The sequence below is a fragment of the Halosimplex rarum genome (assembly GCF_047715405.1).
GTDB lineage: Archaea > Halobacteriota > Halobacteria > Halobacteriales > Haloarculaceae > Halosimplex > Halosimplex rarum.
The window spans coordinates 3,562,927-3,579,552 of the sequence record NZ_CP180412.1; the positions used below are offsets into that span (position 1 = coordinate 3,562,927).

19 protein-coding genes are annotated in these 16,626 nt (G+C 67.5%); 11 read left to right on the forward strand and 8 right to left on the reverse strand.

Features of this window, described 5'->3' with window-relative positions; genetic code table 11:
- Nucleotides 1-36: 36 nt before the first annotated feature.
- Nucleotides 37-885 carry an ATP phosphoribosyltransferase gene (gene hisG / locus ACMGFH_RS17005; RefSeq protein WP_415379649.1) on the forward strand — a complete coding sequence of 283 codons (849 nt, stop codon included), beginning with the start codon at nucleotides 37-39 and terminating at the stop codon, nucleotides 883-885.
- A gap of 79 nt (nucleotides 886-964) precedes the next feature.
- Here the strand turns inward: hisG and ACMGFH_RS17010 are convergent, their stop codons facing one another.
- Nucleotides 965-1,408, reverse strand: a complete 444-nt coding sequence (locus ACMGFH_RS17010; RefSeq protein ID WP_415379650.1) for a hypothetical protein — start codon at nucleotides 1,406-1,408, stop codon at nucleotides 965-967.
- 129 nt (nucleotides 1,409-1,537) lie between these two features.
- Nucleotides 1,538-2,098, reverse strand: a complete 561-nt coding sequence (locus tag ACMGFH_RS17015; RefSeq protein WP_123535123.1) for a TATA-box-binding protein — start codon at nucleotides 2,096-2,098, stop codon at nucleotides 1,538-1,540.
- Nucleotides 2,099-2,350: 252 nt separating this feature from the next.
- Here ACMGFH_RS17015 and ACMGFH_RS17020 point away from each other — a divergent pair, with 252 nt between their 5' ends.
- The 4 genes from ACMGFH_RS17020 (at nucleotide 2,351) to ACMGFH_RS17035 (ending at nucleotide 6,166) form a co-directional block, all read left to right on the forward strand.
- Nucleotides 2,351-3,388 (forward strand): TIGR01177 family methyltransferase, encoded by a 1,038-nt coding sequence (locus tag ACMGFH_RS17020; RefSeq protein ID WP_415379651.1) that lies wholly within the window; start codon nucleotides 2,351-2,353, stop codon nucleotides 3,386-3,388.
- Between the two features lie 290 nt (nucleotides 3,389-3,678).
- A complete protein-coding gene (gene thyA / locus ACMGFH_RS17025; RefSeq protein WP_415379652.1) occupies nucleotides 3,679-4,677 on the forward strand; it encodes a thymidylate synthase in 999 nt (332 codons plus the stop codon).
- Between the two features lie 2 nt (nucleotides 4,678-4,679).
- Nucleotides 4,680-5,186, forward strand: coding sequence for a dihydrofolate reductase (locus ACMGFH_RS17030; protein WP_415379653.1), 507 nt, complete (start codon nucleotides 4,680-4,682; stop codon nucleotides 5,184-5,186).
- A 65-nt stretch (nucleotides 5,187-5,251) separates the two neighbouring features.
- Nucleotides 5,252-6,166 carry a family 43 glycosylhydrolase gene (locus tag ACMGFH_RS17035; protein WP_415379654.1) on the forward strand — a complete coding sequence of 305 codons (915 nt, stop codon included), beginning with the start codon at nucleotides 5,252-5,254 and terminating at the stop codon, nucleotides 6,164-6,166.
- Nucleotides 6,167-6,338: 172 nt separating this feature from the next.
- On the opposite strand, the gene ACMGFH_RS17040 is transcribed toward ACMGFH_RS17035, so the two are convergent.
- The 6 genes from ACMGFH_RS17040 to ACMGFH_RS17065 form a co-directional block, all read right to left on the reverse strand.
- A complete protein-coding gene (locus ACMGFH_RS17040) occupies nucleotides 6,339-6,890 on the reverse strand; it encodes a GTP-dependent dephospho-CoA kinase family protein (RefSeq protein WP_415379655.1) in 552 nt (183 codons plus the stop codon).
- 1 nt (nucleotide 6,891) lies between these two features.
- Nucleotides 6,892-7,092, reverse strand: a complete 201-nt coding sequence (spt4, locus tag ACMGFH_RS17045) for a transcription elongation factor subunit Spt4 (protein ID WP_382261862.1) — start codon at nucleotides 7,090-7,092, stop codon at nucleotides 6,892-6,894.
- A complete protein-coding gene (locus ACMGFH_RS17050) occupies nucleotides 7,089-7,667 on the reverse strand; it encodes a DNA-directed RNA polymerase (protein WP_415379657.1) in 579 nt (192 codons plus the stop codon). Before ACMGFH_RS17050 ends, spt4 begins: the two co-directional genes overlap by 4 nt.
- 1 nt (nucleotide 7,668) lies before the next feature.
- Nucleotides 7,669-8,037 carry a twitching motility protein PilT gene (locus tag ACMGFH_RS17055; RefSeq protein WP_415379658.1) on the reverse strand — a complete coding sequence of 123 codons (369 nt, stop codon included), beginning with the start codon at nucleotides 8,035-8,037 and terminating at the stop codon, nucleotides 7,669-7,671.
- 8 nt (nucleotides 8,038-8,045) lie between these two features.
- Entirely contained in the window at nucleotides 8,046-9,278 is a 1,233-nt protein-coding gene (locus ACMGFH_RS17060; RefSeq protein ID WP_415379659.1) for a translation initiation factor IF-2 subunit gamma, read from the reverse strand.
- A 149-nt stretch (nucleotides 9,279-9,427) separates the two neighbouring features.
- Nucleotides 9,428-9,847, reverse strand: a complete 420-nt coding sequence (locus ACMGFH_RS17065; protein ID WP_415379660.1) for a response regulator — start codon at nucleotides 9,845-9,847, stop codon at nucleotides 9,428-9,430.
- Between the two features lie 139 nt (nucleotides 9,848-9,986).
- On the opposite strand from ACMGFH_RS17065, the gene ACMGFH_RS17070 reads away from it, so the two are divergent.
- The 6 genes from ACMGFH_RS17070 to ACMGFH_RS17095 all read left to right on the forward strand — a co-directional run bounded on the left by ACMGFH_RS17070 (nucleotide 9,987) and on the right by ACMGFH_RS17095 (nucleotide 16,540).
- Nucleotides 9,987-10,880, forward strand: a complete 894-nt coding sequence (locus tag ACMGFH_RS17070; RefSeq protein ID WP_415379661.1) for a helix-turn-helix domain-containing protein — start codon at nucleotides 9,987-9,989, stop codon at nucleotides 10,878-10,880.
- Between the two features lie 244 nt (nucleotides 10,881-11,124).
- Nucleotides 11,125-11,547 carry a hypothetical protein gene (locus ACMGFH_RS17075; protein WP_415379662.1) on the forward strand — a complete coding sequence of 141 codons (423 nt, stop codon included), beginning with the start codon at nucleotides 11,125-11,127 and terminating at the stop codon, nucleotides 11,545-11,547.
- A gap of 1 nt (nucleotide 11,548) precedes the next feature.
- A complete protein-coding gene (locus ACMGFH_RS17080; protein ID WP_415379663.1) occupies nucleotides 11,549-12,181 on the forward strand; it encodes a hypothetical protein in 633 nt (210 codons plus the stop codon).
- On the forward strand, nucleotides 12,175-13,170 hold the full coding sequence (locus ACMGFH_RS17085; protein ID WP_415379664.1) for a hypothetical protein: 996 nt from the start codon (nucleotides 12,175-12,177) through the stop codon (nucleotides 13,168-13,170). Before ACMGFH_RS17080 ends, ACMGFH_RS17085 begins: the two co-directional genes overlap by 7 nt.
- The gene (locus ACMGFH_RS17090; protein ID WP_415379665.1) at nucleotides 13,167-15,791 is read left to right on the forward strand and encodes a LamG-like jellyroll fold domain-containing protein; all 2,625 of its coding nucleotides are present in this window, start codon (nucleotides 13,167-13,169) and stop codon (nucleotides 15,789-15,791) included. The genes ACMGFH_RS17085 and ACMGFH_RS17090 overlap by 4 nt, the downstream gene beginning before the upstream one ends.
- Nucleotides 15,788-16,540: a hypothetical protein gene (locus tag ACMGFH_RS17095; protein ID WP_415379666.1), complete on the forward strand. Its 753-nt coding sequence runs from the start codon at nucleotides 15,788-15,790 to the stop codon at nucleotides 16,538-16,540. The genes ACMGFH_RS17090 and ACMGFH_RS17095 overlap by 4 nt, the downstream gene beginning before the upstream one ends.
- The last annotated feature ends 86 nt before the right edge of the window (nucleotides 16,541-16,626 follow it).

Below are 16,626 nucleotides of genomic sequence, written 5' to 3' on the forward strand. Positions count from 1 at the left end.
GGAAAGACAGTTGCCCGCGGCCCGTCCAGAGACGGTATGCGCATCGCCGTCCCCAACAAGGGTCGCTTGCACGACCCCGCGATCGACCTGCTGGACCGGGCCGGTCTCCACGTCGTCGACGGGGCCGACCGCAAGCTCTACGCCCAGACCGTCGACCCCGACGTGACAGTGCTCTACGCCCGCGCCGCCGACATCCCCGAGTACGTCGCCGACGGCGCCGCCGACGTGGGAATCACGGGGCTGGACCAGGCACGCGAATCCGGAACCGACGAACTCGTCGACCTGCTCGACCTGGGCTTTGGCTCCTGCCGACTCGTCCTCGCGGCGCCCGAGGACGGTGACATCGAGGCGGTCGAAGACCTGGAGGGCGGGACCGTCGCCACCGAGTTCCCGAACGTCACCCGCGACTTCTTCGCCGAGCGCGGCGTCGACGTCGACATCGCCGAGGTGTCGGGCGCGACGGAGTTGACCCCGCACGTCGACATCGCCGACGCCATCGTCGACATCACCTCGACGGGGACGACCCTCCGGATGAACCGCCTCGCGGAGATCGCCGACGTGCTGGAGTCGTCGGTCCGCCTGTTCGCCCGCGAGGACGTCGTCGACGACGAGAAGGTCCAGCAGATCCGGATGGCCCTCGAATCCGTCCTCTCGGCGGAGGGCAAGCGTTACCTGATGATGAACGTCCCGGAGGACGCCCTCGCCGCCGTGGAAGACGTCCTGCCGGGCATGGGTGGCCCGACGGTCATGGACATCGCCGGGAGCGACGACGTCGCCGTCCACGCCGTCGTCGACGAGCGCGCGGTGTTCGAGACTATCAACGCGCTCAAGGGAGTCGGCGCCAGCGACGTGCTCGTCACCGAGATCGAGCGACTGGTCGAGTAGCCCGTTCGCCGCGGTAACGCTCGGTCTGGTTCCCAGGGCGGCCGCGAAACGGCGACGTCAGGCCGCCTGCGGGACGGACTCAGACGAACTGGAAGATGTTGTTGAGCGGGATGATGAGCGCGACGGAGAACGCCAGGTGCAGCGCCGTGAGTATCGCCGTCGGTCGCCAGGAGATCCGGTAGGAGACGCTGATCGCGACGGCGTCGGCGAAGAGCGTCACGGCCAGCGCGAGGAGGAAGGCGAGCCCGGGCGGGACGAACCCGATCCCCTCCACGCCGTAGCGCCCGAGCAGGATGGAGATGACAGCCGGGACCGGCCCGACGTAGGCGGCCCGCTGGCTGGGTACGTCGCCGATGAAGAACGTCGCCGCGAGGTGGAGCGTGACGGCGTAAAACAGCGCGGTGAGCAGGAACGTGACGACCAGCGCGAATATCCCGCCACCCGTGGGGTCGACCTGGAGCGGTGCGAACGTCGCCGAACGCGCGACTCGATCGACGGCCGCGTGCTGCCCTGCGAAGTCCATAGCTGCGATAGGGAGAGCGGCCGTTTGTAGGCTGCTATCGCGGACGGCGGCGACCGACGAGGTCGACTGCCGTCGTCGTCGGGCGACGAGTCGATCCGCGGGCGCGGTCGATGGTTTCGGTGCGCTCGATTACTCGAGCAGACCGAGGTCTTCGAGGCGCGAGACGATCTTGTCGACCGCTTCCTCGGCGTCCTCGGGCTGTTTCCCGCCGGTGATGACGAGCTTCCCGGAGCCGAACAGCAGGGCGACGACGTCGGGGTCGTCGAGCCGGTAGACGAGGCCGGGGAACTGCTCGGGCTCGTACTCGATGTTCTCCAGCCCGAGGCCGATGGCGATGGCGTTGAGGTTGAGATTGCGGCCCAGATCGGCGGAGGTGACGATGTTCTGGACGACGATCTCGGGGTCCTCGTCGACCTGGATGTTCAGGTCGCGCAGCTTGTCGAAGACGATGCGCAGGCTCTCGTGGACGTCGTCGGTGCTCTTGGCGCCGGTGCAGACGATCTTGCCCGAACGGAAGATGAGCGCGGCCGACTTGGGCTCTTGCGTGCGGTAGACGAGGCCGGGGAACTGCTCGGGGTCGTAATCGGCCCCTTCAAGGTCCATCGCCACGCTCTGCAGGTCGAGCTCCTGCCCGATTCCAGTCGAGGCGACGACGTTTTCGATATTGATTGTCTCCTTGGGGTCAACCATGTCTCGACTTAAACGTTGTATTTAAGGTTTATAAACTTTCATACGACATGGTGATAGGTTACGCCGGCGAACGGGTCAGATTCGTGATGTAGTTCTCCCCGCATTGCCCCTAAAAACGCCTTTTTGTGGGGGTGAGAGTCGGTTTTATGAGGGGTCGGGGTTTCGACGGGAGCGAGCGACCGGAGCGGCGGTGGGGAGCGTGGTCGGCGGGCCACCGGTGGGTTCTTGCCCGACGGCGGGCGACTGTCGGGCGTGTACGTCCTCGAACTCGGCGGCCAGGACGACGAGTTCGCCGCTTGCGAGGCCGCGAGCGCCGCGTCCGGGGTGGAGGTCGTCGGCGCGGGGCTGGCGACCGCGCGCGCGGTCACCGACCGCGTCCGCGACCTCGCGTTCGTCCACCGCGCGAGCGAGCAGGTCGGGCGCGCGGACTCCGACGTGGCGAGCGCCCGCGCGCTCCTCTCGGCGGCGGGCATCGAGCGCGAGGGGAGCGTCGCCGTCCGCGCCGTCGACGTGCGCGCCACGACCGGTGTCGACACCCAGCGCGCGGAACGCGAACTCGGACAAGTGCTCGTCGACCGCGGGTTCACCGTCGACCTCGACGACCCCGACCACGAACTCCGCGCGCTGTTCGCAGGTCCACCAGACGCGGACAGCACGGCCGAGAACGCAGAGTCGAACGGGGAGCTACCCGAGGGCGACGGCGTCTGCGTCCTCGGCTGGCTCGAAATCGAGAGCGAGCGCGGGTTCGGCGATCGTCGGCCGACGGATCGCCCGTTCTTCCAGCCGGGGAGCATGGGCCCGATGCTCGCCCGCGCGCTGGTGAACATCGCCGGCGCGCGCGAGGGAACGACCGTCGTCGATCCGATGTGTGGCACCGGTGGATTGCTCCTCGAAGCGGGACTCGTCGGCGCGCGCGCCGTCGGCAACGACGCCCAGGCGAAGATGGCCCGCGGGACGCGCGCGAACCTGCGCGACGCGCTCGGTCCGGACGGCGACTTCGGCGTCTGCCGCGGCGACGTGACGCGCCTGCCGCTCGCGGACGACTGCGCCGACGCCGCGGTCTTCGACGTGCCCTACGGCCGCCAGTCGAAGATCGAGGGCGACTCGCTGGCCGACCTGGTCGGCGACGCGCTCGCGGAAGCCCACCGGATCGCGCCGCGGGCCGTCGTCGTTGCCGACCGACCGTGGGCCGAGGCGGCCCTCGCGGTCGGGTGGACCGTCGAGGCGCACTTCGAGCGCCGGGTTCACAACTCGCTAGTTCGGCACGTGCTGGTGCTGGATCGGGCGTGAGATGTCTGATCGGCCCCTTGGTCCCACCCGTACAGATTGACGGATCAGCCGACACGGGTGGGAATGGAAGGGGCGGCCGGTTCGATCCGGCCCGGACGACGTAAGCACGCGAACGAAGTGAGCGCGCGCAGCGAGTCCCGGACGGTCGAACGGGCCGGGACTTTCACGCTGTTGTAACTGCAAGTGTTCTCTGCGGTCTCGGGCCGTTCCCACGTCGACTCGCGCCGCCCAGCCGTTGCGGGTCGTAACTGGTAGGGTTTTACAACGACTGGGTGCAGATACGCGTCACAATGCAGCAGTACCTGGATCTCGTCCGGACGGCCATCGCCGACGGCACGTACAAGCCCAACCGGACGGGCGTGGACACGCTCTCGACGTTCGGCGCGCACTACGAGGTCGACCTGCAGGAGGGGTTCCCGCTGCTCACCACCAAGGATCTGTCGGGCTACCGCTGGAACTCGCTGATCCACGAACTCCTGTGGTACCTCTCCGGCGAGGAGCACATCCGCAACCTCCGCGAGGAGACGAAGATCTGGGACGCCTGGGCCGACGAGGAGGGCCACCTCGACACCGCCTACGGCCGGTTCTGGCGGCGCTACCCCATCCCCGAGGAGGGGCTGGAGGGCGAGAGCTGGCCCGACGACAGCCACCGCTGGGTAAACGAGGACGAGCGTACGTTCGACCAGTTCCAGTACGTCCTCGACACGCTCCGGGAGAATCCTCAGTCGCGGCGCATCGTCGTCAACGCCTGGCACCCCGCGAACGCGACGGTCAGCACGCTCCCGCCGTGTCACTATACATTCGTCTTCAACGTCCAGGGCGACCGGCTCAACCTCCACCTCACCCAGCGCTCGGGGGACATCGCCCTCGGTATCCCCTTCAACATCGCCGCCTACTCGCTGGTGACCCACATCGTCGCCCAGCGCACCGGGTTCGAGGTCGGGAGCTTCTCGCACTCCGTCGTCGACGCGCACGTCTACTGCGGCGAGGGTGCGCGCGGCGAGTGGTACAAAGCGAATCGCGAGGCGCTTCGCGACCGGATGAGCTCGGTGGACGACCGGGCCGAGTTCGCGAGCGTCAAGGACTGGATCCTGACGGAAGCGCCCGCGGAACCCGGCGCGGAGAACGCCGACCACGTGCCGAACCTGCTGGAGCAGTTGACCCGTGAACCGGGCGAGCGGCCGACCATCGAGGTCGCGGACAAACCCGTCGACGACCTCGAATACGACGACGTCGAGGTCCGGAACTACGACCCCGCGCCGGGACTGGACTTCGCGGTCGCGGAGTGACGATGGCGGACACAGCGGGGGGCGCGATGGAGATCGCCCTCGTCGCCGCCGTCGCGGAGAACGACGTGATCGGTGTGGACGGGGAGATGCCGTGGCACTACCCGGAGGATCTCGCGCACTTCAAGGAGACGACGATGGGCCACCCCGTGATCATGGGCCGGGTGACCTACGAGTCCATCTCGGGGCAACTCGGCGGGCCGCTGCCCGGGCGGACGAACGTCGTGCTCACTCGCTCGGGCGTCGAGGCTCCCGAGGAGGTCGAAGTCGTCGAGAGCATCGAGGCGGCGGTCGAGGCCGCGGCGGAGACCGGCACGGAGACGGCGTTCGTCGCCGGCGGCGCGACCGTCTACGAGCAGTTCCTGCCGCGAGCGGACCGGCTCGTGCTGACCGAAGTCCCCGGCGAACCCGATGGGGACACGTTCTTCCCCGAGTGGGACGCCGCCGAGTGGGTCGAGGTCGAGCGCCGCGAGGCCGGGGACCTGGCGTTCGTGATCTACGAGCGCGCCTGAGCGACCTCCGGGGCGGCACAATGCCTTTGCCGGTGGCGGACCGCCGGGGAGACGAGCGAGAGCAGATGAGCGAGGAGACAGACGCGACGGACGACCGGGCGGCCGACGGCGCGAACGTCGTCGCCGACCTCGAACCGCTGTTCGACTACCCCGTCAGAGACACCTCGATCTGTCGCGGACCCGACGACACGTACTACCTGACCGGGACCACCGGCGCCCCGGACTGGTGGGGCGTCACCGGCGACCTGCGGGTCTGGCAGTCGCCCGACCTCGAACGCTGGGAACCCGTGGTCACCGAACCCCGGGAGCGCTCGGTCGTCTGGAACGTCGACCGACAGGGGACCTGGCAGCGCCAGATCCTGGAGCGCGACGGCGCCCCCTTTCGGCCGCTGTGGGCGCCGGAGATCCACTACCTGCGGGACACGTTCTGGATCACCTACAGCATCCCCTGGCTGGGCAACGGGGTCCTGAAGAGCACCAGCGGTGAGGCGCACGGCCCCTACGAGTCGGCGATCGAACCGGACCTGCCGATCAGCGGCGACATCGACGCCTCGCTGTTCGAGGATGACGACGGTACTGTCTACTTCGTCTGCGGCAACGGGAAGATCGCGCCCATGAACGAGGGGATGACCGGGATCGCCGAGGACCTGACGCACCTCGCTCCGGCGAACGCGGAAGAAGTCGGGTTCGAGGGGGCGTTCCTGTTTCGAACGGAGGGGCGCTATCACCTCGCCGCCGCGGACTTCGTCGACGGCGACTACCACTGCTACGTGGCGAGCGCGGACGACCTCTACGGCCCGTACGGCGACCGCTACCTGGCGATCCCTCACGGCGGGCACAACGTCTTCTTCCGGGACGCGGACGGCGACCTGTGGAGCACGTTCTTCGGCAACGACGAGAACGCCCCGTTCCGCGAGCGGCCGGGGGCCCTCCGAGTCGAGTGCGACGGCGACGGGCGGATCCGGCCGCTCGATACGTGACTCGTGACCCCGGGCCTCGTCGCGGCCGGCCCGCAGAGATGCGAACGCCAGGACACGGCCCCTCGCGCGGACGACAGCCCTCTCGCGGTCGGCGGGTCGACTGGCAGGTGTCGTTCGGCGCGACGAATCGAGAATCGAGAATCGAGCGGTCGCGGGGCCGACGAGTCGTCGGTTACGCGTGGTCGCAGCCGAGTAGCTCGCGCGCGCGGTCGGGGTCGCCGTCCATTCGTTCGAGGAGGGTGACGAGGCGCTCGCGGACGTCCGCGTCGACGCCCACGTGGACGACGCCCTCGCCGGGCTGACCGTAGAGGACGCTCGCGCCGTCGGGGGCGACGGCGATGCCGGGCAGGGCCGCCAGGTCCTCCTCGCCGTCGACGCGGACGAGCGTCAGCTCGCCGGTCGCCAGCGCGTCGGCGAGCGCCTCCAGGAGCGCGGCGGTGAGCGTGCCCGGCGGGTTGTCGACGCGCACGACGCGGTCGAACTGCGAGTCCTCGATGGCCTCGCTGATCTCCTCGTCGACGGCCGCGCGCTCGGTGCGCTCGTCGACGAACGCCACGTCGGGGACGTGGTCGGCGGCGAGCGTGTGGTAGGTGACGATGTCGCCGACGGTGACCAGGGGGTCACCCGACTCCGCGAGGACGGCGGAGGTGTCGGTAGAAACGGGGCCGAACGGGTCTTTGAGCTCCGAGCGGAGCGCGGGTTGGAGTTCGAGGACGACGGTCACGTTAGCGGACCTTGAGCGCGTAGGCGCCGGGTTCGGTGACGCCCATCTCCTCGGCGATGCGGCTGCGGTCGGGGTGGCCGATGACGACGTAGCCCGCCCAGTCCTCCGTCAGCGACGAGGAGCCGCAGACGACGCACGTCTCGGCCTCCTCGGAGTCCTGCACGCGGTGGCACTCGCGGCAGACCAGTCTGTCGGCCATCAGTCTTCACCCGCTTCCGTCGTCGCCTCGCGCTTCTGGCGGTCCTCTTCGAGCCAGCCGTGCTTGCCGAGGCCGACCTGCTTGGCCGTCAGGCCGATCTTCGAGTCCCGCGGGTTGCGCTCGTCGATGCTCTTGGTGACGATGCGCGCCCGGACGGCGTCGCCGACACCGAGGGTGCGGTTCGAGTCCCGCGAGGAGAGCATCTGACCCTCCTCGTCGTAGGCGAGGTACTCGTCGGAGATCTGCGAGACGTGGAGCAGGCCGTCGACCGGCCCGATACCGACGAAGGCGCCGAAGTTGACGACCTCGACAATCTCGCCGTCGACGACCTCCTGCATCTCGGGATCGAAGGTCAGCGCGTCGAACTCGGCGGTGAAGTAGACCCCTTCCTCGCCGGGGACGACCGCCCCCTCGCCGATGTCGTGGACGTCGATGACCGAGACGACCGATCCGACGTCTTCGTCCATGCGCCCTTCCAGCTTGTCCTGCAGGAGCCGTTTGACCAGCCCCGGCGTCACGTCCGCCAGGTGTGCTGGCGGCACTTCGACCGTGTCGCGGAGTGTGACCCGTTTGTACATGTTATGGTTGAGTGACTGTGAGTTTGTTCTCGGCCCGTAAACTAAGTACCGGAACGCCCGCGTCGAGCAGCCGGCGCTTGAGCGGACCGTCGTTCGTGACCGCGTGCGTAACGTCCTCTCGCTCGGCGACTTCGACCAGCGCGTCGTCGGCGTAGTCCTCGTCGTGGGCGACCGACTCACAGCGGTCGCGCGCGAGGTCCAGGCCGACGCTGGCCGCGGTCGCCTCCTTGCCCCGCCCGTCGGCGAGCTTCGCGAGTTCGTCGAGGACCGCCTCGGGAACGAGCAGGTCCGTCGCGGAGACGAGCCGCTCAATCTCCTCGAACACGCGAACGTCGCATTCGACGGGCATCATCAGTGCGTTCGTGTCCATGACGACGCTCATTCCCGAAGCGTGCCGATCCCGATGAGCCGCCAGCGGCCGCCCAGCCGTCGGTTGATGGCGATCTTCGCGCCTTCGCGGGCGCAGACCGGCCGCTGGAGCGCGACCTCGGCCTCGCCGCCGCGCGCGCTGGTGACCGAGCCGACCGTCGTGGCCGTGCCGATGGTCATCATCAGCGGCTCGCCCGTCGAGATCTCCTCGACGTCGCTCGCGTTCTCGCCGACGATGCGGTCGAGCAGGTCGACGTCCATCGTGAATTGCTCGTGGGTCGGCGGCAGCGTCCCCGGCGGTCCCGCGACCTGTCCGGCGAGCGCGTCGCCTTTCGTGATCGCCGGGTCGAGGCCGGTTCCGACGCCGAGCAGTCCGCCCGGCGTCGCCTTCTCGACGGTCTGGCCGCCGGCCTGGAGCGAGCGCACCGTCGTCTCGACGGGTTGCCACTCGGTCTGGCCGCCTTCCTCGACCTCGCGGCCGGGCCGGAGCTGGATCTCGTCGTCGGCCTCGAGTTCGCCCTGGACGAGCGACCCGCCGAGGACGCCGCCCGAGAGCGCGTCCCAGGTGGTGCCAGGGCGGTTGATGTCGAAGCTGCGCGCGACGAGCATCTCCGCGTCGGCGTCGGGGTCGCGGTCGGGCGTCGGGATCTCCCGTTCGATCGCGTCGATGAGCAGATCCGTGTTGACGCCCTGCTGGGCGCTGACCGGGACGATCGGCGCGTCCTCGGCGACCGTGCCCTCGACGAACTCCTGGATCTCCCGGTAGTTCTCGCGGGCGCGCTCCTCGTCGACCAGGTCGATCTTGTTCTGGGCGACGACGATGTTGTCGATGCCGATGATGTCTAGCGCCATCAGGTGTTCCTCGGTCTGTGCCTGCGGGACGGACTCGCTTGCGCTGACGACCAGGACGGCGCCGTCCATGATCGACGCGCCGGAGAGCATCGTCGCCATCAGCGTCTCGTGACCGGGGGCGTCGACGAACGAGACCGTGCGGAGCACGTCCGTCTCGGTGTCGTGCTCGCCGCAGGTCTCCTCGACAGTGTACGAGTGGGGCGGCTCCCCCTCCGGACACTGGCGGAACGTCGCGTCGGCGTAGCCGAGGCGGATGGAGATACCGCGCTTCATCTCCTCGGAGTGCTGGTCCGTCCATTCGCCCGACAGGGCTTGCACCAGCGTCGTCTTGCCGTGGTCTACGTGACCGACGAGTCCGATGTTCACCTCCGGTTGTGTGTTCGTCGTCATCTGGAGAGTAATCTTGGGGAATCTTCGCCCTCTGCGACTGATAAACCTACTGTTTGCGCTCGTCGCGTCCGCCGACGCGCGCTCGACGCCCCTCGATCTCCGGCCGTCGCGGGCTCGCCGAACCGGTTCGAGTCGACTGACCGCGCGAGTCAGTCGCCGAGCTCGTACTCGACCGTCTCTGCTAACTGGTCGAACCCGCCGGCAGCGGGCCCCTTCCGGACGAAGCGCGCCCCGCGTTCGCGCACCTGGTCGGCGACCCGATACTCGTCCGCGACGGTGAACAGGACGAACGGCATGTCCGGATAACGTTCGCGGACGGTCTCCAGCACGGAGACGCCGTCCATCTCGGGCATTTCGTAGTCACAGACGACGCAGTCGACGGCGTCGTCGAGCTGCGCGAGCGCCTCCCGCGGGTCGGTCTCGGCCCGGACCGACACGCGGTCTAACCGCCCCAGGTAGGCGCCCGCCAGCGCTGTCAGCTCCGGGTTGTCGTCCACGACCAGCACCGTTCGGGTCTCACAGCGGCCGGTCGAGCGAAAGACGGGGCCGGAATCACTCGATGCACACATCACGGTCCCTCCTCGATCGGCGAGTGTGGTAACTCCCCGCAAGCGTTTTCTCACTCTGAAATCACCTCGAACGTGATAGATTGCGTACAAAAGGTCGTTTCAGGGAACCCTTTTGGGAGACGCTGTCGAACGATCGCGTATGAGCCGCGCCCGCGAAGACGCCGGTGAGGACGCCGCGGACGTCGACCCCGCGGAGGCGTTCGGCGTCGTCGCCAACGAGACTCGACTGGACATCCTGGAGGCGCTCTGGCGCGCCGACGAGCGGCCCGTCAGCTTCTCTGAACTCCACGACGACGTGGACATGCGCGACAGCGCGCAGTTCAACTACCACCTCCAGCAGCTCACCGACCAGTTCGTCGCCAAGAGCGACGACGGCTACGACCTGCGCCACGCCGGCGCGCAGGTCGTCCGCGCGGTCCGCGCGGGCACGTTCACCCGTCAGCCCGACGTCGACCCCTTCGCCGTCGAAGGCGCCTGCACTCGCTGCGGCGGCGGCCTCGAAGCCCGCTACGCCGACGAGCAGTTCCGCGTCGAGTGCGTCGACTGCGGGAAGTCTCACGGCGAGTACGAGTTCCCGCCCGGCGGGCTGGTCGACCGCACGAACGCGGAGATCGCCACCGCCTTCGACGAACGGGTCCGCCACCTCCACTGCCTCGCGGCGGACGGCGTCTGTCCCTCCTGCGCCGGCCGCATCCACACCGAGATAGTCCGCGGCGGCGACTGCTGTCTCGACGTCTCGCTGCGCGTGGAGCACGTCTGCGAGCGCTGCCGGAACGAGCTCTGCTCGCCCATCGGTCTCGTCCTGCTGGACGAGTCGGTCGTCTCGGCCTTCTACGAGGACCACGGCATCGACCTCTCTTCGCGCCCGTACTGGACGCTCCCGTGGTGCGTCGACGACGAGTACACCACCGTCGAGGGCACCGATCCCTGGCGCGTCACCGCCGACATCGTTCTGGCCGAGGACCGACTCACCGTCACGCTGGACGAGGGCCTCGACGTCGTCGACACCGATTGTCGCTCCTGTGACGGGTAGACGCTCGGGCGGACCGCTCGACCGGTCGGCCGAGACGACGCTCGAATCCACCGTTTTCGCCGAGTAAGCGGACCCTACTGTACCGCAACCGCCACGTCGTAACAATAATACTGGTGGAAAATGAAGTGAAGCGATACTTGACATGGTGGGTGAGCGACAACAGGGGCGTCCGGGGAGAAACGGGAGCGGCCGGGGCCGGTGGGACGGTCGGGCCGATCGGGGACAGACACTGCACGACTACACGGTGGGAATCAGCCTGTTCATCATCACGGTGAGTACCGTTCTGGCGGGGCTGTTCGGGTTCGTCGGGCCGCTGTCCACCGGGGTCGGCAGCGAGGAGGTCTCCCAGTCCGACCGGATAGCCACGACGGTCGTCCAGAACCTCACGACGGGGCGCCAGCCGAACGAACTGGACACCGAGCGCCTGTCACAGACCCTCGACCGGTCCGAGAGCGAACTCCGGACGCGGTGGGGGCTCCAGCGGTCGGCGCAGTTCAACGTGACGCTCACGACGCTGAACGGAAGTCGGATCGTCGACCACGACGGCTCGAAACTGGCCACCGGCGCGCGGTACGAGGGGAACGCGGCGGGGTCGACGGCCCGAATCGTGACGCTGGGTGAGGGGACCTGTCAGCCGGGCTGTCGGCTCGCGGTCAGGACGTGGTAAGATGGCCGGGCTCGGGACCCGCGGCCAGGCGTTCACCCTCGAAGGGCTGGCGGCCGCGCTGATCCTGCTCGGTGCGCTGTTCCTGGCGATCGGATCCGTGGTCGTCACGCCGACGAGCGGCGGCGACGTGGACCAGTCGACCCGGACCGACATCCGACAGCAGGCCGACGACATCCTCCTGATGACGTCCCGGGCCGAGACGAACGACCTCTCCAGTCTCGTGCGCTACTGGTCCCAGAGCCAGCGGACCTTCTCCGGCGCCGCCAATCCGCGTATCGGCTACGGCCCCGAGCAGTTACCGGGGTCGTTCGGCGTCCTGCTGAACGAGACGTTCACCCAGCGGTCGCAGTTTTTCAACGTGGAGGTCGCCTATCGCCCGCGGAACCTCTCGGCCGGGACCCAGACGATCCCGATGGCCCACCGCGGCGAGCCCTCGGACGACGCGGTGACGGCGAGCTACACGGTGACGCTGTACGACAACCAGACGCTGACGGCGCCGAACGCCTCGCGGAACGTCGAGCTCTGGCAGTACGACACGAACGCGACTAACAGCGAGGACGGGTACTACCCGATACCGAACGCGGTCGACGGTCCCATCTACAACGTCGTGGAGGTGCGACTGGTCGTATGGTGAGCGACACCGATGCCCGGGACCGCCGACGAGTGACCCGGGACCGCGCGCAGATGATCCTCCTCGGGGCGATCACGCTGGCGGCCGTCATCGTCGGGCTCACCGTCGTCGTCAACAGCCACTTCGTCACCCAGAACGGCGCGGTCTCCGAGGTCTCACCCCAGATCGACGAGGCCCAGGAGTTCGAGTACGAGTCCCGCAAGGGGAGCCGCTCGCTGGTCCTCCGGCTCAACCACCGCCACCGCAACCTGACCGGGGAGGACCTCGGGGAGGTGATCGAGAGCAACGTGAGCGTCTACAGCGGGCTCATAGCCGAGTCCTACGCCAGCTCCCGCGGCGAGTACGTCGACGTCACGTACAACAACGACTCGTCGCACTTCGGCTCCCGCGTCGTGCAGGAGGCCGACGGGAACGTCACGTCCGACGCCGGCCAGGGCGAGTGGCACGTCGGACGGCCGAGCGGCGAGATGCGCAACGTCGGCTGGTTCACGATGAACGTAGATGTGGACGAGACGAACGAGCAGACGACGTGGATCAACGTCACGAACGCCACGGGACACTGGGTGAACGTCTCGATCAACAAGACGACCGCCGGCACCGGCGTCAACCTCGGCGTCACCTCGAACGTGAGCCACGCCGGGAACGCCTCGACGCTGTGTGACCCCTCGCGCGAGCGGGTGCTGCTCGACGTCTTCGAGGGCAGCACCTTCACGGGCGACTGCGAGTTCAACGGGACGCGCTCGATCCAGCCACCGTACAGAGTCGACGTCTCCGGCGGGAAACACCTCGTCGCGAAGTACGAACTCGTCTTCAACGACACGATCGACTCGACGTACTACCGGCCGTGCACGGCGACCGGGCCGGTGCCGTCATCGGACCAGCCGTGCCGGGCCCCCGCGGTCTGGACCGCTAACGTGACGACGGAGTTCGGCGGCAGTCAGCTCAGCTACGCCAACGAGTACAACATCACCGTCTACCGGGAGGCACGATGAGACACCACAGCACCGACGACCGCGGCGTTTCGACGCAGATATCCCACGTGTTCGGCATCGCGATCACCAGCCTCCTCATCGTCGTCCTCCTCAACGGCGTGACGGGCTACGTCCAGGACGAGCGCGCCAGGGTCGCCGACTCGCAACTGGAGACGATCGGCAACCAGCTCGCCTCGCAGGTCGAACGCGCCGACGAGCTGGGCCAGCACGGCGGGACGGTCTCCGTCGAGACGACCGTCGACTCGACCGTCATCGGGAACAGCTACCGGGTCTCGATCGCCGAGGGCGACCCCTGCGACACGGGGACCTTCCACACCAGTTCCTGCCTCGTCCTCGACGGCGACAGCGTCGACGCCACGGCGAAGGTTCCCCTGAACCTCACGAGCGACGTGGCGATCGAGGACGAAGGCGACGGGACGTTCGTGATGACCGTCGTCGCCGGTGGCGCGGCGACGGACACGGTACGGCCCGTCGCGGACCACCAGCCGCGGATCGGCGTCGGTCGGACGTTCACGGTCGACCGCTTCGGGACCGTCGTCAGCCCCGTCAACCGGCCACCGATCGCGTCGTTCACCTTCTCGCCGGGGATGCCACGGAGCGGCGAGCCGGTTCGCTTCAGCGCCGACGACTCGCTCGACGTCGACGGGAACATCGTCGCCTACAAGTGGGACTTCGGCGCCGACGGCTCGTTCGACGCGCTCGGCAGGAACGTCTCTCGGCAGCTCGATCCCGGACCACAGGAGGTGACACTCCGGGTCGTCGACAACGAGGGCGCCACGAGCAACGTCACGCGGGAGCTCCGCGTCTCCGGGCTGGCGTACAACGGCGACCTGGAGAACACCGAAAACGGGGCGGAAGACGAAGGCGCGATATCGTTCACCGTTACGAACGAGTACGCGACCTCGATCAGCCCGTCGGTCGAGATCATCGAAGTCATGATCGATCCGAAAGACGACTCGCTGACGTCCCTCGACAACGATTGTAGCTGGAGCGACTGTCCGTTCGGGAACGGAAACAGCGGCGAACTCCTGATCGACGACGGGAACGACGGGTCCGTCGATTCGCAGACCGCGGTCACCGACACCATGCCTTCGGGCGGGCGCATCATCGACATCCCCGACAGCGAGACGGTGTCGCTGTTCGAGGGCGACAGCGCCCGGTTCTGGGTCGGCAGGTTCGACGGCCGGGACGACCTCTCCGGGACGGAGTTCGACATCGGCGTCAGGTACCGCGTCGGCGGACAGGTGAACTCGACGGTGTTCACCGACGTCGCCGGCAGTCCGAACGTCGAGGATGTCCAGATCGAACATGACCCCGACGACGGCTCTGTGAACCTCGTCGTCTACGCCGACGAGCAACTCGACACCATCGAGGCTGACGTCGGCGGCGACCTAACAGGCGTCGCCCAGAATATCGACCATACAACTCCCGTTGGGGACCGATACCGGCACGAACTGAATAGTATCGGCACCCTCTCCAGCGGGACTATCAAGGCAAACCTGACTGTTGCCAAGGTCGGCGGTGTCTCGGCATACGAGACGCGCGGGTCGAAATCGATCAACAAGACGATGACCATCCTCGACGGGGACTACGTCTGGCGCGAGGCCAGCGACTGGGACGCGGCGACCGTTTCCGACGGCGTCGTCCACGCCTCGTTCGGCGACCGCCAGGACGACCGGGTCGCGCTGGGCTACCCTGCCGAGGACCAGTTCGGGTCCGGACTGGCCGGCTACTGGACACTCGACGGCACTGCTGACGACGCGTCAGGAAACGGCAACCACGCGAGCGAAGAGAACGGTCCTGGAACCGGGCTCGGTGTCTTTGGTACTCGGAGTTACTCCTTCGATGGAACTGACGATCACCTCCGTATTGACGACGATCCGTCTCTCGAAATGAGCGACACCGACGCGGTCACCGTTTCGATGTGGGTGAACAAGGACACTACACAGAGCGGGTGGACCGCGCTGTTCCAGCACTCGGACCAGTCGTATAACCTTCAGCTAGAGAACGGAAACGAACCGAGGTTCACGATCTACGACGGTGCTTGGAACGGAGCTACGGCGGGCGCCGGCCTCGGAACGAACAAGTGGTACCACATTACCGGGGTTTTCGATGGGTCGACTGTCACGACCTACGTCGACGGCCAACCGGTCGCGACGACCACTGCGAGTGAGATCGACTCGGCGAACACAGACCTCGGAATCGCCGAGAACCTCGACGAAACTGGCCGCCACTTCGACGGCAAAATCGACGAGGTCCGGGTCTACGACAGAGCGCTGACCGACACGCAGGTTGAGTCCCTCTCCGAACACGGAGGAACTCTCGAAACGGGCTGGAAGAGCGGCACGCAACCACTGGGCCCCTCCAATGGGAGTTTGCAGTACGACGCTCATATTCCGTCTGCGACGTCGATGAACGTGACCGTCCTCGCCGACTACGACGGCGATGGTACAGTTGACGAACGGAGTGACCGCATCGAACTCAGTGACGGGCAAAACGCTGCCAGCGTAAGCGGATTATCAGGGACTGCTCGGGACTTCAAACTGGAAGTCGAACTCGATTCGAGTTCCGTCGTCAAGACACCCGTGCTCCACAAGATCGGACTCACGGAGGACGCATGAGACTCCACGGCGACGAGCGCGCGAACCGGAACATGGTCGGGTTCACGCTGACGTTCGGGATCATCATCATCTCGGTCGGACTGGTCGCGATGATGGGGTACCCGCAGATCGATAGCCTCGGCCAGACCGAGCGCCTCGACAACGCGGAGGCGGGGATGGAACTGGTCGCGTCGAACTTCGAGCAGTTGCAGGAACAGCGCGCGAGCGTGCGGACGAACGAACTGTCGATCTCGGGTGGCTCACTGACGGTGATCGACGGGCCCGAGATAACAGTCGAGGCCGAGCACACCGACTTCGACAGGGAGTTCGACGTCGGCGGGCTCCAGTACGCTCACGAGGGGACGACGATCACCTACGAGAACGGCGCCGTCTTCCGGACGTACGGCGAGGACAACATCGCGATCGTCGACGAGCCGTCGATGACCTGCACGGAGAACCGAGCGGTGGTCTCGGTCGTCCGCGTGGTCGCCGAGTCGACCAACAAGACGGGCGCCGACTACGTGTCCGTCGTCGGGTCGGCCGAGACCCGCAAACTCCACTTCCCGATCAATCGGACCGGCGAAGACAGCATCGCCGCGGCCGACGAGCTGTTCGTCACGGTCGACTCCGACCGCTCGCTAGCCTGGGACCGCCACTTCGAAGACGCCGGAAACTGGACGGCTGGTCCCACTCCCGACACGTTCCGCTGCGACGGCATCGACTCGATGTACGTCCGGGAGACGGTCGTCTCGGTGGCCTTCGACACGTAACCGAGAGGGCGACGGACGGCGCGCACCCGCAGGCCGGCGGTGCTGTCATTTACTACCGCGCGACGCGGCGCTTCTCGTGTGTGCGT

Excerpts from the sequence above, each read along its gene's own strand:
- thyA (WP_415379652.1), top strand. The coding sequence starts at position 3,679 with ATGCAGCAGTACCTGGATCTCGTCCGGACGGCCATCGCCGACGGCACG.
- ACMGFH_RS17030 (WP_415379653.1), top strand. The coding sequence starts at position 4,680 with ATGGCGGACACAGCGGGGGGCGCGATGGAGATCGCCCTCGTCGCCGCC.
- ACMGFH_RS17080 (WP_415379663.1), top strand. The coding sequence starts at position 11,549 with ATGGCCGGGCTCGGGACCCGCGGCCAGGCGTTCACCCTCGAAGGGCTG.
- ACMGFH_RS17095 (WP_415379666.1), top strand. The coding sequence starts at position 15,788 with ATGAGACTCCACGGCGACGAGCGCGCGAACCGGAACATGGTCGGGTTC.
- ACMGFH_RS17070 (WP_415379661.1), top strand. The coding sequence starts at position 9,987 with ATGAGCCGCGCCCGCGAAGACGCCGGTGAGGACGCCGCGGACGTCGAC.
- ACMGFH_RS17055 (WP_415379658.1), bottom strand. The coding sequence starts at position 8,037 with ATGGACACGAACGCACTGATGATGCCCGTCGAATGCGACGTTCGCGTG.
- ACMGFH_RS17065 (WP_415379660.1), bottom strand. The coding sequence starts at position 9,847 with ATGTGTGCATCGAGTGATTCCGGCCCCGTCTTTCGCTCGACCGGCCGC.
- ACMGFH_RS17010 (WP_415379650.1), bottom strand. The coding sequence starts at position 1,408 with ATGGACTTCGCAGGGCAGCACGCGGCCGTCGATCGAGTCGCGCGTTCG.
- ACMGFH_RS17050 (WP_415379657.1), bottom strand. The coding sequence starts at position 7,667 with ATGTACAAACGGGTCACACTCCGCGACACGGTCGAAGTGCCGCCAGCA.
- ACMGFH_RS17035 (WP_415379654.1), top strand. The coding sequence starts at position 5,252 with ATGAGCGAGGAGACAGACGCGACGGACGACCGGGCGGCCGACGGCGCG.
- ACMGFH_RS17085 (WP_415379664.1), top strand. The coding sequence starts at position 12,175 with ATGGTGAGCGACACCGATGCCCGGGACCGCCGACGAGTGACCCGGGAC.
- ACMGFH_RS17060 (WP_415379659.1), bottom strand. The coding sequence starts at position 9,278 with ATGACGACGAACACACAACCGGAGGTGAACATCGGACTCGTCGGTCAC.
- ACMGFH_RS17015 (WP_123535123.1), bottom strand. The coding sequence starts at position 2,098 with ATGGTTGACCCCAAGGAGACAATCAATATCGAAAACGTCGTCGCCTCG.
- ACMGFH_RS17090 (WP_415379665.1), top strand. The coding sequence starts at position 13,167 with ATGAGACACCACAGCACCGACGACCGCGGCGTTTCGACGCAGATATCC.
- hisG (WP_415379649.1), top strand. The coding sequence starts at position 37 with ATGCGCATCGCCGTCCCCAACAAGGGTCGCTTGCACGACCCCGCGATC.